Source organism: Agrobacterium sp. 20P9.1.2 (genome assembly GCF_057799395.1).
In genome coordinates this window covers 200,634-225,649 of sequence record NZ_JBYOKI010000006.1, presented here as the reverse complement: position 1 = coordinate 225,649, position 25,016 = coordinate 200,634, and the positions used below count along the sequence as shown (strand labels likewise).

At 58.5% G+C, this 25,016-nt stretch carries 25 protein-coding genes; 13 read left to right on the top strand and 12 right to left on the bottom strand.

From position 1 onward, the window contains the following. Positions 1-5 precede the first annotated feature (5 nt). Positions 6-512 (top strand): low molecular weight protein-tyrosine-phosphatase, encoded by a 507-nt coding sequence (locus AC27VJ_RS17845; RefSeq protein WP_488685150.1) that lies wholly within the window; start codon positions 6-8, stop codon positions 510-512. Here AC27VJ_RS17845 and thpR read toward each other — a convergent pair. Both thpR and AC27VJ_RS17835 read right to left on the bottom strand, forming a co-directional pair. Continuing rightward, entirely contained in the window at positions 419-1,012 is a 594-nt protein-coding gene (gene thpR, locus AC27VJ_RS17840; protein ID WP_488685149.1) for an RNA 2',3'-cyclic phosphodiesterase, read from the bottom strand. The two genes, AC27VJ_RS17845 and thpR, sit on opposite strands and share 94 nt — an antisense overlap. A 68-nt stretch (positions 1,013-1,080) precedes the next feature. Beyond that, the gene (locus tag AC27VJ_RS17835; RefSeq protein WP_488685148.1) at positions 1,081-1,731 is read right to left on the bottom strand and encodes an arylesterase; all 651 of its coding nucleotides are present in this window, start codon (positions 1,729-1,731) and stop codon (positions 1,081-1,083) included. An 83-nt stretch (positions 1,732-1,814) separates the two neighbouring features. On the opposite strand from AC27VJ_RS17835, the gene AC27VJ_RS17830 reads away from it, so the two are divergent. From AC27VJ_RS17830 to AC27VJ_RS17820, 3 genes are all read left to right on the top strand, one after another. Then, positions 1,815-2,525, top strand: a complete 711-nt coding sequence (locus AC27VJ_RS17830) for an ABC transporter ATP-binding protein (protein WP_488685147.1) — start codon at positions 1,815-1,817, stop codon at positions 2,523-2,525. Next, positions 2,522-5,080 (top strand): ABC transporter permease, encoded by a 2,559-nt coding sequence (locus AC27VJ_RS17825; protein ID WP_488685146.1) that lies wholly within the window; start codon positions 2,522-2,524, stop codon positions 5,078-5,080. The genes AC27VJ_RS17830 and AC27VJ_RS17825 overlap by 4 nt, the downstream gene beginning before the upstream one ends. Before the next feature lie 268 nt (positions 5,081-5,348). Next, positions 5,349-6,086, top strand: a complete 738-nt coding sequence (locus AC27VJ_RS17820) for a Bax inhibitor-1/YccA family protein (protein ID WP_113087434.1) — start codon at positions 5,349-5,351, stop codon at positions 6,084-6,086. A gap of 77 nt (positions 6,087-6,163) precedes the next feature. Here the strand turns inward: AC27VJ_RS17820 and AC27VJ_RS17815 are convergent, their stop codons facing one another. From AC27VJ_RS17815 to acnA, 3 genes are all read right to left on the bottom strand, one after another. Then, positions 6,164-6,556: a DUF2794 domain-containing protein gene (locus AC27VJ_RS17815; RefSeq protein ID WP_353579065.1), complete on the bottom strand. Its 393-nt coding sequence runs from the start codon at positions 6,554-6,556 to the stop codon at positions 6,164-6,166. A gap of 287 nt (positions 6,557-6,843) precedes the next feature. Then, positions 6,844-7,596 carry a DUF1223 domain-containing protein gene (locus tag AC27VJ_RS17810; RefSeq protein WP_113087436.1) on the bottom strand — a complete coding sequence of 251 codons (753 nt, stop codon included), beginning with the start codon at positions 7,594-7,596 and terminating at the stop codon, positions 6,844-6,846. 212 nt (positions 7,597-7,808) lie between these two features. Next, entirely contained in the window at positions 7,809-10,502 is a 2,694-nt protein-coding gene (gene acnA / locus AC27VJ_RS17805; protein WP_488685145.1) for an aconitate hydratase AcnA, read from the bottom strand. 273 nt (positions 10,503-10,775) lie between these two features. Here acnA and ccmA point away from each other — a divergent pair, with 273 nt between their 5' ends. From ccmA to AC27VJ_RS17780, 5 genes are all read left to right on the top strand, one after another. Then, on the top strand, positions 10,776-11,417 hold the full coding sequence (ccmA, locus tag AC27VJ_RS17800; RefSeq protein ID WP_488685144.1) for a heme ABC exporter ATP-binding protein CcmA: 642 nt from the start codon (positions 10,776-10,778) through the stop codon (positions 11,415-11,417). A 241-nt stretch (positions 11,418-11,658) separates the two neighbouring features. After that, positions 11,659-12,318 carry a heme exporter protein CcmB gene (gene ccmB, locus AC27VJ_RS17795; protein ID WP_488685143.1) on the top strand — a complete coding sequence of 220 codons (660 nt, stop codon included), beginning with the start codon at positions 11,659-11,661 and terminating at the stop codon, positions 12,316-12,318. Between the two features lie 45 nt (positions 12,319-12,363). Further along, positions 12,364-13,134, top strand: a complete 771-nt coding sequence (locus AC27VJ_RS17790; protein WP_488685142.1) for a heme ABC transporter permease — start codon at positions 12,364-12,366, stop codon at positions 13,132-13,134. Beyond that, positions 13,131-13,307: a heme exporter protein CcmD gene (gene ccmD / locus AC27VJ_RS17785; RefSeq protein WP_488685141.1), complete on the top strand. Its 177-nt coding sequence runs from the start codon at positions 13,131-13,133 to the stop codon at positions 13,305-13,307. The genes AC27VJ_RS17790 and ccmD overlap by 4 nt, the downstream gene beginning before the upstream one ends. Further along, complete coding sequence (locus tag AC27VJ_RS17780; protein WP_488685140.1) at positions 13,304-13,906, top strand: DsbE family thiol:disulfide interchange protein; 603 nt, start codon at positions 13,304-13,306, stop codon at positions 13,904-13,906. Before ccmD ends, AC27VJ_RS17780 begins: the two co-directional genes overlap by 4 nt. 21 nt (positions 13,907-13,927) lie before the next feature. On the opposite strand, the gene AC27VJ_RS17775 is transcribed toward AC27VJ_RS17780, so the two are convergent. The 6 genes from AC27VJ_RS17775 to dapF all read right to left on the bottom strand — a co-directional run bounded on the left by AC27VJ_RS17775 (position 13,928) and on the right by dapF (position 20,097). Then, positions 13,928-15,118, bottom strand: coding sequence for a GGDEF domain-containing protein (locus AC27VJ_RS17775; protein WP_488685139.1), 1,191 nt, complete (start codon positions 15,116-15,118; stop codon positions 13,928-13,930). A gap of 92 nt (positions 15,119-15,210) precedes the next feature. Further along, the gene (locus AC27VJ_RS17770) at positions 15,211-15,807 is read right to left on the bottom strand and encodes a DUF2585 domain-containing protein (protein ID WP_488685138.1); all 597 of its coding nucleotides are present in this window, start codon (positions 15,805-15,807) and stop codon (positions 15,211-15,213) included. Then, positions 15,804-16,454 carry a septation protein A gene (locus AC27VJ_RS17765; RefSeq protein ID WP_353579059.1) on the bottom strand — a complete coding sequence of 217 codons (651 nt, stop codon included), beginning with the start codon at positions 16,452-16,454 and terminating at the stop codon, positions 15,804-15,806. Before AC27VJ_RS17765 ends, AC27VJ_RS17770 begins: the two co-directional genes overlap by 4 nt. A 2-nt stretch (positions 16,455-16,456) precedes the next feature. After that, positions 16,457-17,902 (bottom strand): signal recognition particle-docking protein FtsY, encoded by a 1,446-nt coding sequence (ftsY, locus tag AC27VJ_RS17760; RefSeq protein WP_488685137.1) that lies wholly within the window; start codon positions 17,900-17,902, stop codon positions 16,457-16,459. A 21-nt stretch (positions 17,903-17,923) separates the two neighbouring features. Further along, positions 17,924-19,198: a tRNA (N(6)-L-threonylcarbamoyladenosine(37)-C(2))-methylthiotransferase MtaB gene (mtaB, locus tag AC27VJ_RS17755; RefSeq protein WP_488685136.1), complete on the bottom strand. Its 1,275-nt coding sequence runs from the start codon at positions 19,196-19,198 to the stop codon at positions 17,924-17,926. Then, positions 19,195-20,097 carry a diaminopimelate epimerase gene (gene dapF, locus AC27VJ_RS17750; protein ID WP_488685135.1) on the bottom strand — a complete coding sequence of 301 codons (903 nt, stop codon included), beginning with the start codon at positions 20,095-20,097 and terminating at the stop codon, positions 19,195-19,197. Before dapF ends, mtaB begins: the two co-directional genes overlap by 4 nt. Before the next feature lie 725 nt (positions 20,098-20,822). On the opposite strand from dapF, the gene AC27VJ_RS17745 reads away from it, so the two are divergent. Beyond that, positions 20,823-20,951 carry a hypothetical protein gene (locus AC27VJ_RS17745; protein WP_353579055.1) on the top strand — a complete coding sequence of 43 codons (129 nt, stop codon included), beginning with the start codon at positions 20,823-20,825 and terminating at the stop codon, positions 20,949-20,951. 88 nt (positions 20,952-21,039) lie between these two features. Here AC27VJ_RS17745 and AC27VJ_RS17740 read toward each other — a convergent pair whose 3' ends face one another. Next, entirely contained in the window at positions 21,040-22,110 is a 1,071-nt protein-coding gene (locus AC27VJ_RS17740; RefSeq protein WP_488685134.1) for an MBL fold metallo-hydrolase, read from the bottom strand. 142 nt (positions 22,111-22,252) lie between these two features. Here AC27VJ_RS17740 and AC27VJ_RS17735 point away from each other — a divergent pair, with 142 nt between their 5' ends. The 3 genes from AC27VJ_RS17735 to AC27VJ_RS17725 all read left to right on the top strand — a co-directional run bounded on the left by AC27VJ_RS17735 (position 22,253) and on the right by AC27VJ_RS17725 (position 25,014). After that, on the top strand, positions 22,253-22,834 hold the full coding sequence (locus AC27VJ_RS17735; RefSeq protein WP_488685133.1) for a hypothetical protein: 582 nt from the start codon (positions 22,253-22,255) through the stop codon (positions 22,832-22,834). 276 nt (positions 22,835-23,110) lie between these two features. Next, a complete protein-coding gene (gene ffh, locus AC27VJ_RS17730; RefSeq protein ID WP_488685132.1) occupies positions 23,111-24,688 on the top strand; it encodes a signal recognition particle protein in 1,578 nt (525 codons plus the stop codon). Between the two features lie 8 nt (positions 24,689-24,696). Further along, complete coding sequence (locus AC27VJ_RS17725) at positions 24,697-25,014, top strand: chorismate mutase (RefSeq protein ID WP_488685131.1); 318 nt, start codon at positions 24,697-24,699, stop codon at positions 25,012-25,014. Positions 25,015-25,016: the final 2 nt, after the last annotated feature.

The window sequence follows — 25,016 nt, the reverse complement described above, 5'->3', positions numbered from 1 at the left end:
GTTTTATGAAACGCACAGCAGTCCTATTTGTTTGCATGGGAAATATCTGCCGCTCACCTCTGGCAGAGGGCATCTTCGCACATCTGGTCGAAAAACAGCAGGGCGATCATCATTTCGTGATCGATTCCGCTGGCACCGGTGGCTGGCATGCAGGTAATGCGCCCGATCCACGCTCCGTTGCCATCGCAAAGCTGCACGGCATCGATATTTCAGGCCAGAAGGCCCGTCAGGTCAGGGGCGCCGATTTCGAGGTCTTCGATATCATTCTGGCCATGGATGAAGACAATCTGGAGAAGCTCAAGGCATCCTGCCCGAAGCAGCATGCGCATAAGCTTCACCTTTTCGGCCAATATGCGTCAGGCCGCCGCGAAAGCGTGCCTGACCCTTATTATGGTGGCGAAGACGGCTTTCAGACCGTCTACAACATGCTCTTTGCCGGTTGCAAGTCTGCACTGGAAAAGCTGGAGACAGGCGAGGCCTCACTCAGCGGAAATGCCTCTTCGACGATATAGGGGCCACCGCCCACCGATTCCTTCGAGGACATCAGCACGAAGCGTCCGACCGTGAAGGGAGAGGTGCGAAAATCGCCGCGCCCGGAGAGGTAATGCACCACATCGTCCAGCCGAGAATTGCGGAGCCGGGCCAGTGTCACATGGGGTGTGAACTTGCGTGGATCGGGCGGCAGACCGAGGCGCTGGCAAATGCGCTCGATCTCGCCTTGCAGGGCTGTCATCTCTGCGGAGGGAGAAACTCCGGCCCAGATGGAGTGCGGCTTCTTGGAGCCGAACGAGCCGATGCCGGTGAGATTGACCTGAAATTCCGGTCTGTCGATCCGGTCAAGCCTGTTGACCACCTCGTCGGCGGTACGGTTATCGATATCGCCGATAAAGCGCAGAGTGATGTGATAATTCTCCACATCGATCCACCGGGCACCCGGCAGACCACCGCGCAACAATGATAGGCTCATCGCCGCATTGCGCGGAATTTCGAGGGCGGTAAACAGTCTCGGCATGGCGAGCTCCCCGAATCTTTTGGCAGAACAAGTGTAGCGAATCATGCAACGCTGCTTGGCGCAAGCGCTTATTTTTTTTGCGCACCGATAGTCTTAATGAAGGCTTCTACCGTTGGCATGGATTTTTCGACCATCACGGCTATGCCTTTGGTATTGGGATGCATTCTGTCCTCCAGTTGCAGGGATTCATCCAGGACGACGCCGTCCAGAAAGAACGGGTAAAGCGGAAGCCCATGTTTTTCTGCAAGGCGCTGGTAGATCGGGTTGAAGCGCTTCGCATAATCGTCACCCATATTCGGTGGTGCCATGATGCCGATCAGCAGGACCGGAATGTTGAGCTTCTGAAAACCTGAAATCATCGCCTCGAGGTTCTTTTCGGTCTCCTCCGGTGAAATGCCGCGCAAAGCGTCATTGGCTCCCAACTCCAAAATCACGCCATCCGTTCCATCCGGTACCGACCATTCGGCCCGTGCCAGTCCACCGGAACTCGTGTCGCCGGAAACACCGGCATTGGCGATGGTCACGTCCATGCCCTTGGCCTTCAACGCGGCCTCCAGCTGGGCGGTGTAGCTGTCGGTCGGCGGCAGCTGGTATCCGGCCATCAGACTGTCGCCGAAGCCCACCAGTTGCACCGGTTTATCCTGTGCCTGCGCAAAGCTGGCGGTCAGCACCGCAGTGCAGATGACGATGAATTGAGCGGCGACGGCTTTAAAACGCATGACGGCCTTCCTAATTTGTCTGGCAATGTCAGGATATTTTTGAATTCCCGATTGCCCTTCTCCTTCATATAGGAACGCGAATTGTGACGAAAAGCATCATTGAGCTGAATAAGGCGGATCTGACCCTGGGCAACGCCGCCGCTTCCGTCCACGTTCTCAAAAGCATCGACCTCAGCATCGCAGAAGGTGAGGCCGTTGGTATCGTCGGGCCTTCCGGCTCCGGCAAATCTACGCTTTTGATGGTTCTGGCCGGTCTGGAACGGCTCGACAGCGGCGAGATCACAATTGCGGGAACGGAGCTTCACAATCTCGGAGAAGATGCTCTTGCGGAGTTTCGCGGTCGCAATGTCGGGATCGTATTCCAGTCTTTCCACCTGATTGCCAATATGACCGCTTTGGAAAACGTTGCCGTTCCTTTGGAACTGGCCAATGTCGCCAACCCGTTCGACATCGCCAAAAAGGAGCTGGCGGCCGTCGGGCTCGGCGAAAGGCTCAATCACTATCCGGGCCAGCTTTCCGGTGGCGAGCAGCAGCGCGTCGCCATTGCCCGTGCGCTTGCGCCTTCGCCCGCCGTGCTGATCGCGGATGAGCCGACCGGCAATCTCGATACGGATACCGGCAAACAGATTGCCGATCTTTTGTTTTCCAAACAGGCCGAACGCGGCATGACGATGATCCTCGTCACCCACGATGTTTCGCTCGCCGCCCGCTGCTCGCGCCAGATCAAGGTGCGCTCAGGCCAGATCGAAGGCGATAGCGCGATATCGACGCCTGCGCAGGCGGTTTTGGCATGAGCCGCTTCGTGCCGTCGCTCTTCAACATTCGCAACGCGCTGCGCCTTGCCCGGCGCGAAATCCGCGGCGGCTTTCGCGGCTTTTACATCTTTCTGGCCTGTATCGCTCTGGGAACCGGGGCCATTGCCGCCGTTAATTCCGTTTCACGCGCCGTCACCAGTTCCATCGCCACCGAAGGTCAATCCATTCTGGCGGGTGATGTGCGCTTTGAACTGCGCAACCGCGAAGTGACCACAGATGAGCGCGCCTATCTGAATAGTCTTGGCCAAGTTGCCGTCTCCACCGGTCTGCGTTCCATGGCGCGGTTGGCGGATGGGTCGCAACAGACGTTGGCCGAGGTCAAGGCCGTCGATGGCGCCTATCCGCTTTACGGCACCTTCGAAGCAGAACCGGCTGCGCCTCTTTCGCAATTGCTGGCAAAGCAGGGTGAAGCCTACGGCGCTGTCGCAGCCCCGCTGCTTCTCGAACGGCTTGGTATCAAGGTCGGTGACGAATTGCTGCTCGGCAATGTTCGACTCAAACTGTCAGGCACCGTCGTCAACGAGCCGGATGCTCTGTCTGATGGCTTTGGCTTTGCGCCGCGGCTGCTTATCAGCCGTGATGCGCTCTTCGCATCTGGCCTTGTCCAGACCGGCAGCCTTGTCGAACATGGCTACAAGATTCGTCTGAACGACGCGTCCAAACGCGCGACGATCACCGAAGATACCAACCGGGAATTCCCCAATGCGGGTTGGTCGATCCGCACCAGCGATCGTGCCGCCCCTTCTCTTACCGAAAACGTCAACCGTTTCTCGCAGTTCCTGACGCTTGTGGGGCTGACGGCTCTCATCGTTGGTGGCGTTGGCGTTGCCAATGCCGTGCGTGCTTTTCTCGATTCCAAACGCACGACCATCGCCTCGCTGAAATGCCTCGGCGCACCGGCGAGCGTCGTCACCATGACCTATCTGTTCCAGATCGCCTTCATTGCCTGTATCGGCATCGTCATCGGGCTGATGCTCGGGGCGGTCACACCTCTGATTGCCATGCGGTTTCTGGAAGGTGTGCTTCCCGTTCCCAATGAGCTCGCGATCTATCCCGGTCCGTTGTTTCTGGCAGGCATCTTCGGTCTGCTGACGACGCTTGCCTTCGCCGTTATGCCGCTGGGGCAGGCGCGGGAAGTGCCAGCAACCGCGCTGTTTCGCGAGCAGGGTTTCGAGGAAAACCGCCTGCCGTCCTGGCCCTATCTTCTTGCCACCGCTGTTCTTCTGGCTGCACTCGCTGGTCTTGCCATCTTCTCTGCGGAAGAGCGCTATATCGCCTCGGTGTTTCTGGCGGCGGTCGCTTTTGCCTTCGTGGTGCTGCGTCTGGTTGCCTGGGGCATCAAGGCCATTGCCAGGAGAAGCCCGCGTGTTCATTCCGCTGCCCTGCGGCTCGCCATCGGCAACATCCACCGCCCCGGCGCACTGACACCCTCCGTCGTTTTGTCTCTCGGTCTCGGCCTCACGCTCCTTGTCACGCTGACGCTGATCGACGGAAATCTGCGCCGTGAACTGACAGGCAGTCTGCCGGACAAGGCACCGAATTTCTTCTTCGTGGATATTCAGGGCGCAGATCGCGATGGCTTCCGTAATCTCGTACAGAAACAAGCGCCGGAGGGCGTGCTGACTGAGGTGCCCATGCTGCGCGGTCGTATTCTGGCGCTCAACGGTCAGGATGTCACCAAGATGGACGTACCACCCGCAGGCCGCTGGGTTCTGCGTGGTGATCGCGGGATTACCTATGCGCAGGATATGCCCGAGAATGCCAAGCTGTCTCAAGGCAGCTGGTGGGACAAGGATTATAGCGGCGAGCCGCTCGTGTCCTTTGCATCGGAAGAGGCGGGAGAGCTTGGACTGAAGATTGGCGATAGCGTCACCGTCAATGTATTAGGCCGCAATATCACCGCCAAGATTGCCAATCTGCGCGACGTGCAGTGGGAATCGCTGTCTCTCAACTTCGTCATGGTCTTTTCGCCCAACACGTTCCGCGGTGCGCCGCATGCATGGCTTGCGACGTTGTCAGATCCATCAGCCACCGCTGCCAAGGAAGGCGAAATCCTGCGCGCCGTCACCAATGCCTATCCGACCATCACCAGTGTGCGAGTGAAGGATGCGCTGGATGTGGTCAACCGCCTTGTCGATCAGCTTGCTACGGCCATTCGCGCTGCCGCCGCCGTTGCGCTTATCGCCTCGGTGCTGGTGCTGGCTGGCGCTCTGGCTGCCGGAAATCGCGCCCGCACGCATGATGCCGTCATTCTCAAAACGCTTGGCGGCACGCGCGCTATGCTGATCCGCGCCTTCTCCTACGAATATATGATGCTGGGTCTGGCGACGGCCATTTTTGCGCTGTTTGCAGGCGGCGTTTCCGCATGGTTCGTCATTGCCCGCATCATGAAACTGCCCTCCAGCTTCTTGCCGGATGTCGCCATCGGCACCATCGTTGTGGCTCTCGTCATGACTGTCGGCATCGGCCTCATCGGCACATGGCGGATACTGGGGCAAAAGGCAGCGCCGGTTCTGCGGCAGGCAGGAGAGTAAGATCAACGAGAGCCCGGAACCGAAGAGCATTCTGAAAAGTTGTACGCCACTTAACTTTAACGATTAAATCTCTGTAATGATCGCCAAAACGTTATCGATTTTCGCGCATACGGTGTTTTTTCGGTTCTGAAAGCTCTTGTATCTATGAAACGATATCATCATATTCTTCGGTAGGCTTGCTGTAGCTCCGCAGCGGCGCCTGGGATATAGTCGTGAAACGACGATATGCCCGACACCGTAGCAATTTCGGAGCTCAAAAGAGGTAACAATGTCTGACTTCAACAATTACCAGAACCGTATGGCCCAGGGTCATGCACAGTCTGGTGCCATGATCGACCAGGGTCTGCGCACCTATATGCTGAAGGTTTATAACCTGATGGCACTTGCGCTGGTAATTACCGGCGTAGCGTCCTTCTTCACCTATACAATGGCGGTCTCCAACCCCGCTTTCGCGCAGCTGCTCTATGGCTCCCCGCTGAAATGGGTGGTGATGTTTGCGCCGCTGGGTCTTGTGCTTTTCCTTAGCTTCCGCATTCAGAACATGAGTGTCCCTGCCGCGCAGGCAACCTTCTGGGGTTACGCCGCGCTGATGGGTATCTCGCTGTCGTCGATCTTCCTGGTCTATACCGGCCAGAGCATCGTACAGACGTTCTTCATCACGGCTGCTTCCTTTGGTGCGCTGTCGCTTTACGGCTACACCACCAAGAAAGACCTGTCCGGCATGGGCTCGTTCCTGATCATGGGTCTGTTCGGCCTGATCATCGCGTCGCTCGTCAACATCTTCCTGCAGTCGTCTGCCATGGGCTTTGCGATCTCCGCCATCGGCGTGCTGATCTTCGCTGGTCTGACGGCCTATGACACGCAGAAGATCAAGGAAATGTATTTCGACGGTGACGATGTTGCGACTGCTGGCCGTAAAGCCATCATGGGCGCGCTGACGCTCTACCTCGACTTCATCAACCTCTTCATGTTCCTGCTGCAGTTCCTGGGAAACCGCGACAAGTAAGATTTGATGAGATAGACATCGAAAAGGCGGCTCTCGGGCCGCCTTTTTTGTTGTGCGTATTTCGCTGATACTCGGGATCACTCGATCAGCTTCAGCACCTTGTCGAAGACTTTCAGCACCTGTGGCAACTCGTGACCGCGCTTCAAAATACGGCCATCGACATTGACGACGCTGAACGCGCCCTGCTTGGCCGCAAGCTTAGGGTTCTTCTCAATGCGGAACAGAGGCATCTCGCCGGACCGTTTGAACACGGAGAACACGGCCTTGTCCTTCAGATGGTCGATGGCATAGTCGCGCCATTCTCCTTCACCCACCATTCGTCCATAGATGCGCAATATCGCATCCAGTTCGCGGCGATGGAAGGTGATGGGTAAGGGGTCCTTGCTCTGCTTGTATTCACGGAGATCGATGACGGATGAGCTATCTCTGTGAGATGAACCTGCGCGCTGCAAATCCGGCTGATCGGTCATCAGGCAACCTCGCTCAACTGCAAATGACATTTGTACGACAGTCTGCCGCCACGCTGGGGAAATTGCAAGCCTTGGCGCAGCCCTCGAAAAAATGCTTCGCCGGTAATAATTTAGGCAGATCTTAAAGGTGCAATTGCCCTATTTCGGTCAAACCATGGCCCGAATTGGGTGGAATATTGCTGAAGTCAATTGATGCCTAGGCACCAAGATGACCCGGTCCGGTGCATTGACCCTTTACCCCCAGCCCCCAATGCCCGGACCGGATCTCCTCACCCCTCAGGGTGAACTCAATTCCCAGATGGTAAAAGAACGCTCGCGCCGATAATGGCAGCCGGATTGCCCTGCGCATCCGTCGTCTGCAACAGAACCGCGCATCCGCCATTCTGAGCCTTGCTCATGATGCTGGCCGGCAGCTTCACCGCCATCGACTTTCCATCCCACATGCCCACCGTCTGAACGTCATAGACGCTATGCCAGTAGGAAATCTTCTTGCCCTGATTTTCGCCCTTCTGGACGTCCACGATCTGTTCGCGGGTGAAATAGGCAACAACGACATCCGCCTTGCCATGGCCTTCGCCGATATCGATGGCGATCTCATCATTGATGCGCTGTGCCTTAACAGGCACGCTCAAACCTTCGCCCGCATTCTTGAAGGCATCCAGACGGCTGTAGATGGCGTTCATATCGGCGCCCTTGACGTGGTCGCGACCATTCACCACCGCCTGCGGCGTATAGACATTGTTGCGGCCCAGAGCCCGCGCATAGCCATATTGCCGCTCGGTATTTTCCTTCGATGCCAGCGAATCCGCCCAGCCGAGATAGTTCCAGTAATCGACATGGTAAGACAGGCCGATCACGTCGCCCTTCTGGATGAGTTTGCGCATCGCTTCATCAGCAGGCGGGCAAGAGGCGCAGCCCTGCGAGGTGAAAAGCTCGACAACGCCTTTTACCGTCTCCTGCGCCTGCGCGGAGACCGCCGCAACGGTGCTGAGCACACACAGTGAAAGACCAAATGTCAAAGGTCCATATTTAAAAGACATTGCGAAACCCTTGTCTGGACGCCTATCCAGACCATTGATGCTATCAATACATGTCGGGACGCGACGGCGAAAATAGCGCCGAAATCCCTTCAATAGAAAGTCACGATGGGGTGAGTGCCGATCACGAAGCCTGCCCGCCATTTCACTCCCGTCATCTTACGCAAAAACGCCGGGATTGCTCCCGGCGTTTTTCTGTCCCGATGATCGAAGGCTTACGCAGCCAGATCGCGAAGAACGGTCTGCAGAATGCCACCATTGTTCATATAGATCACTTCATCCAGCGTATCGATGCGGCAAAGGATTGGAATCTCCTTCACGGTGCCGTCGCCATAGGTGATCTTGGCGATCTTCTTCTCGCGTGGCTTGATGTCGCCTTCGAGACCATCGATCTCGACCGTTTCATCGCCCTTGAGGTTGAGGCTTGCCCATGTCGTGCCTTCTTCGAAGACAAACGGCACAACGCCCATTCCGACGAGGTTGGAACGGTGGATACGCTCGAAGGACTGCGCGATCACGGCCTTGACGCCGAGCAGGTTGGTGCCCTTGGCAGCCCAGTCACGCGAAGAGCCGTTGCCGTATTCCACGCCTGCGAAAATGACGAGCGGAACGCCCTCGGCCTTGTACTGCATGGCCGCATCGTAAATCGACATCTCTTCCTTGGACGGATAGTGGATGGTGTAGCCACCTTCCTTGCCGTTTGGCCCAAGCATGTGGTTGCGAATACGGATGTTGGCAAACGTGCCGCGCATCATCACTTCGTGGTTGCCACGGCGTGTGCCGTACTGGTTGAAGTCGGCAACGCCTACGCCATTGTCGGTGAGGTATGCACCGGCAGGAGAAGCAGCCTTGATCGAACCGGCCGGAGAAATATGGTCGGTGGTGATCTTGTCGCCGAAGAGACCGAGAACGCGTGCGCCCTTGATGTTCTTGAGGCCCGTGCCGGTCTTGCCCATGCCCACGAAGTAAGGCGGGTTCTGCACATAGGTCGACTTGTCGTCCCAGGCATAGGTCTGGCCCGGAGGAACCTGAACGGCCTGCCAGTTTTCATCGCCCTTGAACACGTCTGCGTACTTCGACTCGTAGAGTTCGCGCGTGACGTATTTCAGGATGAATTCCTGAATTTCGGCAGATGTCGGCCAGATATCCTTGAGGAATACAGGCTGTCCATCGGAACCCATGCCGAGCGGTTCTGTCGTCAGGTCCTTCTGAACCGTACCAGCCAGCGCGTAAGCAACGACGAGCGGCGGGGAAGCGAGGTAGTTTGCCTGAACGTCCGGCGAGATACGGCCTTCGAAGTTACGGTTGCCGGAGAGAACGCCAGCGGTGATCAGACCTTTGTCGTTGATGGTTTTGGAGATCGGCGCAGGCAGCGGGCCGGAGTTACCGATGCAGGTCGTGCAGCCGAAGCCTACGAGGTTGAAGCCGATGGCATCCAGATCTTTCTGAAGACCGGACTTTTCGAGATATTCGCCGACGACCTGAGATCCCGGTGCCAGCGACGTCTTGACCCAGGGCTTGGATGTCAGACCCTTGGCAACCGCGTTGCGGGCCAGAAGTCCGGCAGCAATCAGAACGGATGGGTTGGACGTATTGGTGCAGGATGTGATCGCAGCAATGGCGACGTCGCCATGACCGAGATCGAAATCCGTGCCTTCGACAGGGTAGCGGTTGTCGAGCTGGCCGGGCTTCTTGTAGTCGGCTTCCAGTGCTGTCGCAAAGCCGGAGGCAATGCCTTCCAGCGAGATGCGGCCTTCAGGACGCTTTGGACCGGCCATGGATGGCACGACGTCGCCGAGGTCGAGTTCCAGAGTGTCGGTGAAGACGAGTTCGGAGCCGTCGCCGGTACGCCACATGTCCTGCGCCTTCGAATAGGCTTCGACAAGTGCGATGCGGTCCTTAGTGCGGCCAGACATGGTGAGGTAGTTGATGGTTTCGCCGTCAACCGGGAAGAATCCGCAGGTCGCGCCATATTCCGGGCCCATGTTACCGATGGTGGCACGGTCGGCCAGTGTCATCGAATCAAGGCCGGGGCCGAAGAATTCGACGAACTTGGAAACAACGCCCTTCTTGCGCAGCATCTGAACGACGGTCAGCACGAGGTCGGTGGCGGTGACGCCTTCCTTGACCTTGCCCGTCAGCTTGAAGCCGATGACTTCAGGCAGAAGCATGGACACCGGCTGGCCAAGCATGGCCGCCTCGGCTTCGATACCGCCAACGCCCCAGCCCAGAACGCCCAGACCATTGATCATGGTCGTGTGGCTGTCGGTGCCGACGCAGGTGTCGGGGTAAGCGATGGTCTCGCCGTCTTCTTCCTTGGTCCAGACGGTCTGGCCAAGATATTCGAGGTTCACCTGGTGACAGATGCCGGTGCCGGGCGGAACGACGCGGAAGTTCTTGAACGCCTGCTGGCCCCACTTCAGGAAGCGGTAACGCTCGCCGTTGCGCTCATATTCCAGCTCAACGTTGCGGGCAAAGGCGTTCGGCGTGCCGAATTCGTCAACGATAACAGAGTGGTCGATGACCAGATCGACGGGAACCAGCGGGTTGATCTTTTCAGGATCGCCACCCAGAGCCACCATCGCATCGCGCATGGCGGCAAGGTCGACTACGGCTGGAACTCCGGTGAAGTCCTGCATCAGAACGCGGGCAGGGCGGTAGGCGATTTCGTTTTCGACGCGGCCCTTGTTGTTCAGCCAGTCGGCAACAGCCGTGATGTGCTCCTTGGTAACGGTCTGCCCGTCTTCAAAGCGCAGCAGGTTCTCAAGCAGAACCTTCATCGAATAGGGGAGCTTGGAAACGCCTGTCAGGCCGTTCGCTTCCGCCTTCGGCAGGCTGAAATAAACATAGTCCTTACCGTCAACGGTAAGAACGGAGCGACAATTGAAACTGTCGAGAGATTTAGCCACGGATAGAAACCCCGCTTCCTCTGATAGCCAACACGCGCGTGCGGACCCCTGTGCAAAGTGTGCACATCAGGATGCGGGTACGGTCATTTCCGCTGTCCGCACGAGAGGGATGTTTTCACACCCTTCAGGTCCGGCGCTATATGATGATCACGCCGACCGCTGGCGTGGTTGAAAGTCATATAGATAATTTCATCGAAACGTGCCAGACCGGAAAAAGACCTAAATCGATTTTTTTGTCATCGAGATGATTAAAATCTTAAACGAGATGGACCCATGCTGCTGACAGCAGAAAATCTTTCCGCCCGCCGTGGGGAAGATTTGATATTCATGAATGTTTCCTTCAAGTTAACGAGCGGGCAGGCGCTTGTGCTGACGGGGCCGAACGGGTCAGGAAAGTCCACGCTTTTGCGGGTTCTCGCAGGACTTTTGCGACCGGAGACAGGCAGCATAAAGATAGCCGGCGAAGGGATTGAAACTGGCGCGCTTGCCAGCGAAGCTAGCCATTATCTCGGCCACAAAAATGCGATGAAACAGGAGCTCACGGTTCACGAAAATCTTGGTTTCTGGGAGCGTTTTCTGGGCGATTTCAATGGCGGCACGTCACTGGGTGTTGAGGAAGCGGCGGAAATTGTAGGCCTGTCCGGCATAACCCATCTACCTTTCGGCTATCTCTCGGCAGGCCAGCAACGCCGATTCGCGATGGCGAAACTTCTGGTGGCGTGGCGGCCGATCTGGATATTGGACGAACCGACGGCGGCGCTGGATGCCAGTGCGGATGTGATGTTTACGGGGTTGGTGGAGGCGCATTTGGCGCGGGGCGGTATTGTCTTGGCTGCGACGCATCAGCCGCTTGGGTTTGATGGTGCGCAGGAGCTGCGGATGACGGGGTTTGCCGGGGTGGAGATAGCGTGGTGATCGCCGAGTATGCCGCTACCCCCCTCTGCCCTGCCGGGCATCTCCCCCTCAGGTGGGGAGATCGGCAAGACGCGCTGACCTCGCTTCTGCCTCGACACATGAGTTGGCCGACACTTCGCCACGAGTCGATCTCCCCCCTTGAGGGGGAGATGTCCGGCAGGACAGAGGGGGGTAGCGGCACCCATCGAACCTATCCATCATCCACGCGGTGCGATTTGACCTACGCTGGGAGCACCACCCCATGACCGCCCTCTTCCTCCGCGACCTCAAACTCTCCATCCGCGCAGGCGGCGGCGCGCTCATCGGAGTTCTCTTCTTCATGACCGTCGTCGCCGTCATCCCCTTCGGTGTCGGCCCTGATCTCAATCTCCTGTCGCGCATCGGCCCCGCCATTGTCTGGATTGGCGCTCTTCTCGCCGCTCTCCTCGGCCTCGACCGCCTGTTTCAGGCCGAACGCGACGACGGCTCGCTCGATCTCATCCTCATGCAGGAAAACCCGTTGGTGCTGACGGTGCTGGTCAAATGTCTCGCACACTGGACCGCCACCAGCCTGCCGCTGGTCATCGCATCGCCACTGCTGGGTCTGTTCATGAACATGAGCGAGGTCGCCATCGGCGCTGTCATGCTGACCCTTCTGGTCGGCTCACCAGCACTCACCTTCATCGGCGCGGTCGGTGCGGCTGTGGCCGTCGCCTTGCCACGTGGCGGCTTGCTGGTGTCGATCCTCGTTCTCCCAATCTGCATTCCGGTGCTGATCTTCGGTGTCAGCGCCTCCTACGCCGCCGTGCAGGACCCGGCACCCTTCATGCCGCCCTTCCTAATTTTGATCGCCATCACGCTTTTTTCATCGGTCGTCGGTCCGTTCTTTGCCGCTTTGGCATTGCGCAGTTCGATGGATTGATAAGGATCAATTGCGGCCATCACGCTCTCGCTGTAGAAAGACGCCATGAACGACACGAGCCTCGCCATTACCAAATTCAGCGATCTTGCCAACCCGACGCGGTTTCTGGCACTGGCCTCTCGCATTTTGCCCTGGCTGGCGGGGCTTTCGGCGCTCTGTCTTGCCGTCGGTCTCTATCTGGCCTTTACGACGGATAGCGATTATCAGCAGGGCAACACGGTGCGCATCATGTATGTTCATGTGCCCGCCGCCTGGCTGTCGATGATGTGTTATACGGTCATGGCCGCATCCGCCATCGGCACGCTGGTTTGGCGTCATCCTCTGGCGGATGTCGCTCACCGTTCCGCCGCTCCCATCGGTGCCGCCTTCACGCTGATTGCGCTCGTCACTGGCTCTCTCTGGGGTAAGCCTATGTGGGGCACATGGTGGGTTTGGGATGCGCGGCTCACTTCCGTCTTCATTCTGTTTCTGATGTATCTGGGCCTGATCGCCTTCAACAAGGCCATGGATGATCCTTCCAAGGCTGCCCGCGTCAGCGCAGTGCTGATCCTTGTCGGCTTCGTCAATATCCCCATCATCAAGTTCTCGGTCGAGTGGTGGAACACGCTGCATCAGCCTGCCAGTGTCATTCGCATGAATGGCCCGGCCATTGCATCGGAGTTTCTCTGGCCGCTGCTCATCATGGCGCTCGGCTTTACGCTTTTGTTCTTCACCCTTCACATCGCCGCCATGCGCAATGAAATCTGGCGCAGACGCATTGCGGCCCAACGCCGTCTGGCTGCCCGCATGGCAGGCCGGGAGAGTGCCAAGTCATGAGCCACGCTTTTTATATCGGAATGTCCTACGGACTGACCGGCCTGATCGTTGTCGTTCTCATCGCCTGGGTCTGGCTGGATGGGCGTGCGCGCCGCAAGGAAATGGCGCAGCTTGAAGCCTCCGGCGTTCGCCGCCGGGCGCGCGCGGCCCCGTCAGACGGAGCATCCGCATGACCAAGGATAGCCAGATCGTTCCCGCTTCCTCGGGTAAAAAGGCGCGTGTGCTGCTTGCCCTTTTGCCCTTGCTCGCCTTCGCAGCCTTTGCCGCCATCGCCGCCAAGATGCTGTATGAGCAGGACGTCAACGGGCTTGACGTCAGCGCCATTCCCTCTGCCCTGATCAACACCAAGGCGCCATCACTGGCATTGCCGCCGCTGGAGGGCTCTGGCCTTCCCGCGCTGACCGATGCGGCCATCAAGGACAAGGTGACCCTGGTCAATGTCTTTGCCTCATGGTGTGTGCCATGCCGGCAGGAACATCCGATGCTGACGGAAATGTCGAAAGACGAGCGGCTGAACGTCGTTGGCATCAATTACAAGGACAAGTCGGACAACGCCCTGCGTTTCCTCGGCGAACTCGGCAATCCCTATGATGCAATCGGCATCGACCCGAATGGCAAGGCGGCCATCGACTGGGGTGTCTATGGTATTCCAGAGACCTATCTCGTGGATAGAAACGGCATCATCGTCTATAAAAAGGTCGGCCCTATCGATGCCGCGACCTATGAGCGGGACATCATTCCAGCCATCGAAAGAGCGATCGCCGGAGACTGAAAGCGGACTCCAACGCGCAAATCAGGATTTAGGCACGGCCTTGAGTGTGGGCGCTGCCTTTGTCGTCTGAACATGCATGCCCTCCTGCACCACCTGGTTTCGGCCCGCCTGCTTGGCGCGGTAGAGAAAACCATCAGCGCGGCCAATCGCATCATGAATGGAGTGATCGCCCCGCGCCACGGAGGAGATGCCGAAGCTGGTGGTGATCTGCCGGTTCATGCCGATCTCGCTCCAATCGCGTGCGGCAAAGGCACAGCGCACCATGTTGGCCAGAACCGCCGCTTCCGAGGCTTTGAGGTCGGGAATAAAGACGACGAATTCCTCACCGCCGAAGCGCGCTATTTGGGCATTGTCAGGCAGTCTTTCCTGCAATAGCTCTGCCACCGCGATGATGACGAGATCGCCGGTCGCGTGGCCGAAGTCGTCATTGACCTGCTTGAAATGGTCGATATCGCCCATCAGCACGACGCCTGAAGGCGGTTCCGAGGCGCGGAAGTCAGGGGCAGCAAGATCGAAGCCGCGCCGGTTGAGCAGCCCCGTGAGTGGATCGTGATCCGCCGCAAAGCGATGCTGCGCCAGAATATGCGCCGCCGCACTGGCCAGCACCGCAAGCGCCAGCAGAAAGCCGAAAATGCTGGCGGCAAACTGCATGAGATAGGCATAGTCTGATGTCAGATAGTCATCGACGCTTTGCAGGGAGTTGCTGCTGGTCATCGACAGCAGCACGACGACACGCGTCATGGTTTCCAGCACAACGGCGGAAACGGCGGCCAGCAGCAGCCTGTCCATGCCGTGCCGCAATTTCTTGCGCACCAGCCAGATGGATGGCGCCATCAGGGCGGCGCACATGGTGTCGCTGAGGGCAAGGCCGAGGCGCAGATCAGGCTGCACGAAAATGAAGAAACAGACGCCCAGAAACGCAAAGACGGCCAGCGCTACGCGCGGCCACACATGCGGTTTTGCGTTGAAATGCAGCAGCAAGGCGTGGCCGTAACAAAAAAAGGCTGCGAAAAACACGATGTTCGAAAGGACGGCCTGCGTCAGCGCGAAATTGTCCTGCAACACCATGGGAATGGCAAAGCCGCTGGCCGCGCAGATGTAGCCGATGCCCCAGTAACGGCCGGAGCGGAAGCCAATTGTTTGCAGGCTGATAAAGATCAGCCCGAAGGTCAGCATGATAAAGGGCAGCAGATAGGCAAAATTATCCTGCAAGATATCGACCCTTATGCAAAACAATAAAGCACAACCTCTAATGAGGCTTCGTTAAAAAAGTATCCGCTTATAATTAGATTTCATACAATGGTTCAGGAGGCAGGCAGCGCATTCTGCCATTCCTTGATAGCATCGATGGGCGCGACCAGCATCAACACGTTTAAGGTCAGATTATCGCGGATCAGCCAGCCGGTGAAAATCTCGAAAAAGATCGCGACGACAATGGTCAGCCAGATCGGCATACGGGCGGCGAAGAAAAAGCCGACCACCATGAACACCGTGTCCATGGCCGAGTTCAAAATGCTGTCGCCGGTATAGCCGAGCGCCATGGTGGCGGTGCGGTAGCGGTCGATGATGATGGGCGAGTTTTCGAGCAGCTCCCAGGCTGCCTCGATGAGAACGGCGAAGGACAACCGCATCCCGATGTTCTGCTTGCGAAACAGCAACCACGCAAAGCCGTAAAACAGGAATCCGTGGATGATGTGGGACGGCGTGTACCAGTCAGCCAGATGCTGCGAATTTCCGGGCGTATTCACGCCCGGCTCGAACAGCTTGACGTAACCGCATTCGCAGATTGGAACACGGCCCATGAAATACAGAATGACAATCTGCGCGACGAGCAGAGCTGCGGCGACACCGAACCATTTGTAGGACGTCGAACGCGACGCAGACATGTCCGCAACTGTCATTTCTTGTCTTTCGTCAGCGGTTCGGTGGAGTGGCGCATGATGAGCGGCATCTGCGCCATTGTGAAGATGATGGTAATGGGCATGGTGCCCCAGACCTTGAACGCGACCCAGGTATCGGTGGAAAATCCGCGCCAGACGACTTCGTTAAGGACGGCCAGAAACAGGAAGAAAAAGCCCCAGCGGAAGGTCAACTTGCGCCAGCCTTCTTCATTCAGCTTGAAGGCAGAGTTGAAGACGTAGCCAAGAAGCGATTGACCGAACAGCAGGCCACCCAGCAGGATCACGCCGAACAGGGTGTTGACGATAGTCGGTTTCATCTTGATGAAGGTATCGTTCTGCAGATAGAGCGTCAGCGCCCCGAAGACGAGCACGACGATGCCTGAGATCAGCGGCATCATCGGCAGGGTGCGCGTCAATATCCAAGAGACGGTCAGCGCAACGATCGTCGCGATCATGAACAGGCCGGTTGCAATGAAGATCGGCCCGCCGAACTCTGTCAGAACCGGGAAAGTCGTTGCCAGCCACTCGCCTTTGGAATTGGCGAAGAAGAAAATCAGCAGCGGTCCAAGCTCGAGCGCGAACTTCAACAGCGGGCTGATTTCCCGCACCATTTTTTCGCTTTCGCGCTGATTGCTTTCCACGTCCATACTCATACTCCCGCAATCGCTTTGGCGAAATCTTCCGCCTCAAAGGGCTCCAGATCGTCCACGCCTTCACCGACGCCGATGAAATACACCGGCAGCTTATGTTTCGCAGCAATGGCAACGAGGATACCGCCGCGCGCCGTGCCATCCAATTTTGTCATAATCAGGCCGGAAACGCCCGCGATGTTGCGGAAAATTTCCACCTGGTTCATCGCGTTCTGGCCGGTGGTCGCATCCAGCGTCTGCAACACGGTGTGCGGCGCATCCGGATCGAGCTTGCCCAGCACGCGCACGATCTTTTCCAGCTCTGCCATCAATTCGGTCTTGTTCTGCAAGCGGCCAGCGGTGTCGATGATGAGAACATCGCTCTTTTTGGCCAACGCCTGCTCGTAAGCATCATAGGCAAGGCCTGCCGCATCGGCGCCGAGCTTGGTGCCGATGAATTCCGAACCGGTGCGATCCGCCCAAATCTTCAGCTGCTCAATGGCGGCCGCGCGGAACGTATCGCCCGCCGCCAGCATGACCTTGAGACCGGAGCCGGACAGTTTTGCTGCCAGCTTGCCGATGGTCGTGGTCTTGCCCGTGCCATTGACGCCGACGACGAGGATGACATGCGGCTTGTGCGACAGATCAAGCTCCAGCGGCTTGGCGACCGGGGCCAGCACCTTGGTGATCTCGCCCGCCATGATACGCGCCACATCTTCGCCGCTCACATCCTTGCCATAACGTTCGGATGACAGCGCTCCGGTGATGCGCATGGCGGTTTCCAGCCCAAGATCGGACTGGATCAGCAGGTCTTCCAGCTCATCCAGCGTGTCTTCATCCAGCTTGCGCTTGGTGAAGAGGGCGGAAATCTGGCTGGTCAGCTGCGATGAGGTGCGCGAAAGCCCGGCGCGCAGACGCTGGAACCATGTGAGTTTCGGCTCCGGCAGCGCCTGGACGGGCTCGACCCGGTCGCTTGCGGAGGCAAATCCCTTGGGAAGCACGGTTGGGGAATGGGTCACATCAGCAAGCTCCGGGCCGGTCGCTTCCTCCGCCTCTTCCAGCAATTTGTCCATGGCGGCATCATCGAGCGGCGCGTCGGGAGCGACCTGCTCCTGCTCTGAGGCGGTGCGATCGTCCTGCGCTTCGGCTTCGGCTTGCAGGAGCGAAAGCGGCACCATGCCGATATCGCCGACCTGCTCGGAACCCGGCAGAAGCGGGGCGTCTTCGTCCGCTGCGGCGGCATCGTTGACGACGTCATCCGGGGAAGGCCCGCCTGCGGTTTCCATCTCGATATCGGAGACAGGATCGTCAGCGACAGGCGCATGCGCTTCGGCCTCGGTCAGGACCTCTTCGAAGGTGGAAGGATGGTCGATGCCGGTGCGATGGGTATCGTCAGCGTCCGGCTTGTCCGTCTCAGCCTTGTCTTTGCCGAACGAAAACACTTTTTTGATGAAGCCGAGGGCCATGACTGTTCCGTATCCTTGACGTCAAGCAGCTTGCGCCGCCAGACATTGCATATTCAGATGCTTTCCGTTGTGACCGGTAATCAGTACCTGCGCAAGTGTGCGGGCTTCAAGATCGGGTGTGGCAACGAGGGTGAAATTGTCGGTGTGGGCAAAGCCGTTATTCTCGACCAGCACGGTCTGCGTGGTGCCAACCATGCCGGTGAGATGCGCATCCCGCAAAGCTTCGCCGCGCTGGCGCAGCCGTGCCGCCCGCTGCTTGATCAGCCCACGGTCCAGTTGCGGCATGCGCGCCGCTGGCGTACCGGGGCGTGGGCTGTAGGGGAAGACGTGAAGGTTGGAAATGCCGCATTCTTCCGCAAGGGTCGCGGCATTTTCGAACATCTCTTCCGTTTCGGTCGGAAAACCGGCGATCATATCCGCACCGAACGCCATGTCCGGGCGCAGCGCCTTGACTTGATGACAGAAGGCGATGGCATCGGCGCGCAGATGGCGGCGCTTCATGCGTTTCAGGATCATGTCATCGCCGTGCTGGAGCGACAGATGCAGATGCGGCATGAAGCGCGCCTCGTCAGCGATGAGGTCCAGCAGATGCCGGTCGACCTCGATACTGTCGATGGAGGAGAGCCGCAGACGCAGTATATCGGGCACCTGTTTCAGAAGCGTCTTGGCCAGATAGCCCAGCGAGGGTTCGCCCGGCAGATCGGCGCCGTAGCTGGTGGCGTCGACGCCGGTCAGCACGATTTCGCGATAGCCGTTTTCCGTCAGCTTGCGGGCCTGTTCGACCACAGCGCCCATCGGCACAGAGCGGGAATTGCCGCGCCCGTAGGGAATGACGCAGAAGGTGCAGCGATGATCGCATCCATTCTGCACCTGAATGAAGGCGCGCACATGCCCGTCTATATGTTTGATCATCTGCGGCGCGGTGGCGCGCACGCTCATGATATCGTTGACGCGCAGCTTTTCTTCCGCCGATACGCCAAAATCGGGAAGCGCGCGGTAGGAGGCGCTGTTCAGCTTCTCCTCATTGCCCAACACGGCATCGACTTCTGGCATTTCGGCAAAGGTTTCTTTTTCCGTTTGCGCGGCACAGCCAGTGACGATGATGCGGGCATGCGGATTTTCGCGCCGCGCACGGCGGATGGCCGAACGCGCCTGGCGCACCGCTTCGCCTGTCACGGCGCAGGTGTTGACCAGCACGGCATTGTTCAGCCCCGCCTTTTCGGCCTCAGCCCGCATCACTTCCGATTCGTAGGTATTGAGGCGGCAGCCGAAGGTTATGACCTCGACGCCGCTCATAAAGCCGCCTGTTCCGGCGCCGCATCGCGAGTCCAGGTGCCGGTGACGGGATCGACAGTGCCAGCCCATTCCCATTCGGCAGGACCGGTCATGACGACGTGGTTGTCTTCGCGCCACTCGATGGTGAGGGGAATGCGCACCGGGCTGGAAGCGACGTCGATCTCGACGGTGCGTCCCGTGCGACCCGTGCGGGCGGCGGACACTGCGGCAGCACAGGCGGCGGAACCGCAGGCCAGCGTCAGGCCTGCGCCACGCTCGAAGGTGCGAGTGCGCAGGGCGGTGTCTGATATGACCTGCGCCAGCGTGATATTGGCCTTTTCCGGAAACATCGGATGGCTTTCGAGCAGCGGCCCGAAACGCTCCAGATCGAATTCCATCGGATCGCGGTCCACCCAGAACACTGCATGCGGATTGCCAATCGACATGACGGCGGGCGAATGCAGCACGGGATCGTCGATCGGCCCGATCTGAAGCTCGATGCGGCTGGTATCGTGGAATTCTTCGGCCAGCGGAATGTCGTTCCAGTTGAAGCGCGGCATGCCCATATCGACGGAAATCATGCCATCTTCACGCTCGGAGGCATTGAGAATGCCAGCCACGGTCTGAAAGGTGAATGCCTTTTTACCGGTCTCGGCAGCCAGCGCCTGCACCACGCAGCGCATGCCATTGCCACAGGCCTGCGCCTTGGTGCCATCGCAATTGAGAATATCGATATAGGCATCGGTGCCATCGATCTTGGGATCGTGAATGGCCATGATCTGATCGAATGCGGTCTCGGGATCAGCATTCAGCACAATCGCCGCCTGCGGTGTGACCATATCCTTGCGACCGCGCATATCGACAACAAGGATCTTGTTACCAAGCCCGTTCATCTTCGCAAATTCGACCGTATTCGACATGATCCTGAACCTGTTTGGGGTGTTTGCGCAGCGCGGCTGGCGCATTTGCCTCTATATGGCGGAATTGAGGGCGAATTACCAGTGCGTGGTGAGGTGTTGGGTTTGGTGGGGGATGGCTAGCGCTGGAGCAAGATTGCCTCTTATGCACTGTGAGCAGAGAGGCTGCAGTCTGCCGGGCGCCCTCATAGGGAGGCCCGCCACACCCACCGCCCTCATGCTGAGGTGCTTTGACCGAAGGGCAAAACCTCGAAGCATCCGCCACGGACTCTGCCCTAAGGCCGCACCCCCCGTCCTTCGAGGCCCCTGCGGGGCACCTCAGGATGAGGGTTGCTCCGTTGTACTGCGCATCCAACCGCTCACACCGCCCTTTTAAAAGGAGGCCCGCCACACCCTCCGCCCTCATGCTGAGGTGGGAGCGAAGCGACCCTCGAAGCATCCGCCGCACACTCTGCCCTCCAAGCCCGCAACCCTCGTCCTTCGAGGGTCGCTTTGCTCCCGCCTTAGCATGAGGGTTGCTGCCGTTGTGCCTAGACTGACTTCCCGCTTCACAATGATATTGCTGTACCGTGCTAACGTCGCAGCCAAAGCTCCCGCAGCCTCAAACCCACAAAACACAACCGTCCCCACCGCATCCGGCCAACCAATCAAACCCCACCATCAGAAACCGCTTGCCTTTGCAGGCCAGATAGCCGCTAAGATGGGGGTGCAGAATGGGAGTATAGATCATGGCCAAGGGTCAGGTTCGTAGCAATAAAGAAGTCAGAAAACCCAAGAAGGATAAGGTGGCGCCTGCGGCGGCTCCGACGCTTGGGTCGCAGGTGAAGGCCAGCGAGAGCACGACCAAGAAGAAGTAAGCATTTCGCTGTTGCGCAGTGGGATGATGCCCCGGGGCGATGTCTCGGGTGAGGGCGCTTTTGGCATGGCCGAAGCGCCCTTTTTCATTCATGCCATCGGCACGTTGAAGACTTCGCTGGGGTGCATGGGGCGGAAGCGGTCTGGGGAGACGTCGTGTTCTGTCAGCGCTGCCTTGAGCGCAATGATCGGCGCGTCGATGGCCTCGTCGGTAAGCTGGACCGTGCCCCAGTGGTGGCCGCAGGCATAGGCGGCGTTGCAGATTTTCATGCCTTCCACCGCTTCGGACGGGTTCTGGTGCTGGCCCTTCATGAACCAGCGGGGCTCGTAAGCGCCGAACGGAAGGTTGGCGAGGCGGAAAGAGCCGTGTTTCTTGGCGGCGGCGTGATAATTCAGGCCGCTGTGAAAGCCGGTATCGCCGATGTGGTAAATCTTGCCACCGGTTGTTTCAATGACGAAGGCGGCCCAGAGCGCCATGCGCCGGTCGTTCAGGCCGCGCGCCGACCAATGGTGGCAGGGCTCGAAATGGATTTTGACATCGGGCGCGACGGCCAGCACATCGCCCCAGTCTCCCGTTGAAATTTTTGCCGCCTCGACGCGGGTGCGGATGACGACATCATTGCCGAGCGGCGTGATGAAATGCGGCTTGTGGTGGATGTGCAGCTGTTGCAGCGTTTCCAGATCGAGATGGTCGTAATGATTATGCGTGACCAGCACGATATCGATGGGCGGCAGATCCTTGAACTGGATGCCGGGCGGATTGACGCGCTTGGGACCGGCGAAGCTGAAGGGACTGGTACGCTCCGACCAGACGGGGTCGATGAGGATATTGAGGCCCGCCGTCTGGATGAGGAAGGATGCGTGGCCGACAAAGGTAACGCGCAGATCCTTGCCGTTCACGCGCTCATCCGGTTTGACGAAGGGGAACGGGCTGGGATAGGCGTCCGGCCATGTGGCCTTGTTGCCATCGAACCGCCACTTCATGAGATCGAGAAACCCATTGGGCGCTTCGCCGCCGGGATTGAAGAAGCGCGCGCCATCGAAATGGTCGGAGAGCGGGCCTTTATAATAGGCGCTGGCACTGGACTGGCGCGCATAAAGACCGCCGCCTGCCAGAAGCGCGCCGAGGAATGAGAGTTTGAAGAGGCTTCGTCTTTTCATCCCTCATGTGTAAGTCTGCGAAGCCCCGCATTCAATGCCGGCAGCGTAAGGCTTGTCGAATTTTGAAAAATTGTTGTAAAACTCCCGACGTACAACCATTTCGATTTTTCATGTTCGTAAACCTATTTCAGGAGACGCCACCATGACGATCCTCAGATTTCTTGCTCTTCCGTTTGTGCTTCTGCTCATGCTGGCGGCGACGGTGCGGGCCGAACCATTGCCCGAACCGGTGAACGGCGTGACCTTCGAGGAATGGGCCTCGGCCAACGGACGGATCGCCAATCATCAGGACAAGCAGGAGGTGATCGCCGTACTGGGTCTGGACATGCATTCCTATGAGGCGGTCGATGTTGCCTTTACCGAGGCGCTGAAAACCTCCGGTTCGAATGGCGATATCATGCGGGTTTTCGGTGAAGCATTCGGCGATCCCAATCGTGGTCGTTTTGCTGCGACCGAACAGGTGGATATCGAAGGCAAGCTGGCAACGCTCGATGATTATGCGCGGGTTCAGGGCCACTTGCAGGCGGCAACGCAACTCAAGATCGATCCCGCCGCCGTTCTGGAAGAGCATAATCTGACGCCCTATGAATATTCCCAGGAGGCGGGCCGTTGGGTGCGCGTGATTGCCATGGAAGCCAAAAAGGATTCGAGCAACACGCTCAAATACAACGCTGCCATCCAGCGCTACCAGCAGGAATATCTCGACAAGCTCTCGAAAAAATAGGTTCGACTGGCCGCGTTGGAGTGCCTTGCGCTGACAAATGCGAGCTTTTTCTTGACTCGGCAGGCGGTTTCATGTTTATCCGCGCCCATCAGCTGGCAGTTTCATGACCGCAGCCGCCGACCGGGACCCGCAAGGTATAGATGATCCCGGAGGCAAACATCCGACAGCGCGATGCGCCCTCGGGTGCTTTTTGGCTATGCCCTTTCCCGGGCGTCTTGTTTTTGACAGCAAAAGAACCGACGTTTCGGTGACCCCGAAACGAAGAAGGATGACGCAATGTTTGAAAACCTCCAGGACCGCCTTGGCTCCATTCTGAATGGACTGACCGGCCGTGGCGCGCTTTCGGAAGCCGATGTGACGGCTGCCCTGCGCGAGGTTCGCCGTGCGCTTCTGGAAGCGGACGTTGCGCTGGAAGTGGTGCGGTCCTTCACCGACAAGGTGCGTGAAAAGGCCGTCGGTGCCTCGGTTCTCAAAGCCATCAAGCCCGGCCAGATGGTCGTCAAGATCGTCCATGACGAGCTGGTCGAGATGCTGGGCTCCGAAGGTGTGGCCATCGATCTGCACGCGGCTGCCCCCGTCGTCATCATGATGGTGGGTCTGCAGGGTTCGGGTAAGACGACCACGACAGGCAAGATCGCCAAGCGCCTGACCGACCGCGACAAGAAGAAGGTGCTGATGGCATCTCTCGACACGCGTCGTCCGGCAGCGCAGGAGCAGTTGCGCCAGCTCGGCGTGCAGACGGGCGTCGATACGCTTCCCATTATTGCCGGACAATCGCCGACCGATATTGCTTCGCGCGCCGTGCAGGCGGCCAAGCTTGGCGGCCATGATGTCGTGATCCTCGATACCGCCGGTCGTACCCACATCGACGAGCCGTTGATGATGGAAATGGCGGACATCAAGAAGAACGCCAAGCCGCATGAAATCCTGCTGGTCGCAGATAGCTTGACCGGTCAGGACGCCGTCAATCTGGCGCGCAACTTCGATGAGCGCGTCGGCATTACCGGCCTCGTGCTGACCCGTATGGACGGCGATGGCCGTGGCGGTGCTGCCCTTTCAATGCGCGCCGTGACCGGCAAGCCGATCAAGCTGATCGGTACCGGTGAGCGCATGGGTGAGCTGGACGAGTTCCACCCGCGCCGCATCGCTGACCGAATTCTGGGCATGGGCGACATTGTTTCGCTGGTCGAAAAGGCTGCTGAAAACATCGATGCGGAAAAAGCCGCAGCGATGGCCAAGAAGTTGCAGTCCGGCAAGTTCGATCTGAACGATTTGGCCGACCAGCTTGGCCAGATGAAGAAAATGGGCGGCATGGGCGGCATTATGGGTCTGATGCCCGGCATGGCGGGCATGAAGGACAAGATGGCGGCGTCGGGTATGAACGACAAGATGTTCGACCGCCAGATCGCCATCATCTCGTCCATGACCAAGGCCGAGCGCGCCAACCCTGACATGCTGAAACACAGCCGCAAAAAGCGCATTGCTGCCGGTTCCGGCACGGATGCTGCCGAAATCAACAAGCTGCTCAAGATGCATCGCGGCATGGCCGACATGATGAAAGCCATGGGCGGCAAGGGCAAGGGCGGCATCATGAAACAGATGATGGGCGGTCTTGCGGGCAAGATGGGCCTTGGCGGTGGAATGGGCGGCATGCCTGATCTCGCCAATATGGACCCCAAGCAGCTGGAAGCGCTTCAAAAGCAGGCGGAAGCCGCAGGCCTCGGCAAGCCGGGCGGTATGCCTCCCGGTCTTGGTGGCATGGGCGGAATGCCCGGTCTTCCCGGTTTGGGCGGACCGAAGCTTCCGGGTCTGGGTGGTCTTCCCGGCCTGCCCGGTTTTGGCAAGAAGAAGTGAGAGCTGGCATGACCGATGCAGAGATAAAGGCCCAACTTTCGCAATACCGCCAGTCCATCGACAATATCGATGCGGCGCTGGTGCATATGCTGGCAGAACGGTTCCAACGCACCAAGGCGGTTGGCGTTTTGAAAGCAACCCACGAATTGCCGCCGGCAGACCCGGCGCGCGAGGAATACCAGATCGAACGCCTGCGCCGTCTGGCAAAGGACGCCAATCTGGACCCGGATTTTGCTGAGAAGTTCCTGAACTTCATCATCAAGGAAGTCATCCGGCATCATGAAGCAATTGCCGCTGAACACAACGGCACCGAAAAGACCGCCTGACC

What these genes read in the sequence shown, in the direction of transcription:
- ftsY (WP_488685137.1), bottom strand. Translation starts at nt 17,902, where the DNA reads ATGGCCCTCGGCTTCATCAAAAAAGTGTTTTCGTTCGGCAAAGACAAG.
- AC27VJ_RS17810 (WP_113087436.1), bottom strand. Translation starts at nt 7,596, where the DNA reads ATGTCTTTTAAATATGGACCTTTGACATTTGGTCTTTCACTGTGTGTG.
- AC27VJ_RS17725 (WP_488685131.1), top strand. Translation starts at nt 24,697, where the DNA reads ATGACCGATGCAGAGATAAAGGCCCAACTTTCGCAATACCGCCAGTCC.
- AC27VJ_RS17825 (WP_488685146.1), top strand. Translation starts at nt 2,522, where the DNA reads ATGAGCCGCTTCGTGCCGTCGCTCTTCAACATTCGCAACGCGCTGCGC.
- ccmA (WP_488685144.1), top strand. Translation starts at nt 10,776, where the DNA reads ATGCTGCTGACAGCAGAAAATCTTTCCGCCCGCCGTGGGGAAGATTTG.
- ccmD (WP_488685141.1), top strand. Translation starts at nt 13,131, where the DNA reads ATGAGCCACGCTTTTTATATCGGAATGTCCTACGGACTGACCGGCCTG.
- AC27VJ_RS17790 (WP_488685142.1), top strand. Translation starts at nt 12,364, where the DNA reads ATGAACGACACGAGCCTCGCCATTACCAAATTCAGCGATCTTGCCAAC.
- AC27VJ_RS17835 (WP_488685148.1), bottom strand. Translation starts at nt 1,731, where the DNA reads ATGCGTTTTAAAGCCGTCGCCGCTCAATTCATCGTCATCTGCACTGCG.
- AC27VJ_RS17745 (WP_353579055.1), top strand. Translation starts at nt 20,823, where the DNA reads ATGGCCAAGGGTCAGGTTCGTAGCAATAAAGAAGTCAGAAAACCCAAG.
- ffh (WP_488685132.1), top strand. Translation starts at nt 23,111, where the DNA reads ATGTTTGAAAACCTCCAGGACCGCCTTGGCTCCATTCTGAATGGACTG.
- AC27VJ_RS17780 (WP_488685140.1), top strand. Translation starts at nt 13,304, where the DNA reads ATGACCAAGGATAGCCAGATCGTTCCCGCTTCCTCGGGTAAAAAGGCG.
- mtaB (WP_488685136.1), bottom strand. Translation starts at nt 19,198, where the DNA reads ATGAGCGGCGTCGAGGTCATAACCTTCGGCTGCCGCCTCAATACCTAC.
- AC27VJ_RS17735 (WP_488685133.1), top strand. Translation starts at nt 22,253, where the DNA reads ATGACGATCCTCAGATTTCTTGCTCTTCCGTTTGTGCTTCTGCTCATG.
- AC27VJ_RS17765 (WP_353579059.1), bottom strand. Translation starts at nt 16,454, where the DNA reads ATGGACGTGGAAAGCAATCAGCGCGAAAGCGAAAAAATGGTGCGGGAA.
- AC27VJ_RS17740 (WP_488685134.1), bottom strand. Translation starts at nt 22,110, where the DNA reads ATGAAAAGACGAAGCCTCTTCAAACTCTCATTCCTCGGCGCGCTTCTG.
- AC27VJ_RS17820 (WP_113087434.1), top strand. Translation starts at nt 5,349, where the DNA reads ATGTCTGACTTCAACAATTACCAGAACCGTATGGCCCAGGGTCATGCA.
- thpR (WP_488685149.1), bottom strand. Translation starts at nt 1,012, where the DNA reads ATGCCGAGACTGTTTACCGCCCTCGAAATTCCGCGCAATGCGGCGATG.
- ccmB (WP_488685143.1), top strand. Translation starts at nt 11,659, where the DNA reads ATGACCGCCCTCTTCCTCCGCGACCTCAAACTCTCCATCCGCGCAGGC.
- dapF (WP_488685135.1), bottom strand. Translation starts at nt 20,097, where the DNA reads ATGTCGAATACGGTCGAATTTGCGAAGATGAACGGGCTTGGTAACAAG.
- AC27VJ_RS17815 (WP_353579065.1), bottom strand. Translation starts at nt 6,556, where the DNA reads ATGACCGATCAGCCGGATTTGCAGCGCGCAGGTTCATCTCACAGAGAT.
- AC27VJ_RS17845 (WP_488685150.1), top strand. Translation starts at nt 6, where the DNA reads ATGAAACGCACAGCAGTCCTATTTGTTTGCATGGGAAATATCTGCCGC.
- AC27VJ_RS17770 (WP_488685138.1), bottom strand. Translation starts at nt 15,807, where the DNA reads ATGACAGTTGCGGACATGTCTGCGTCGCGTTCGACGTCCTACAAATGG.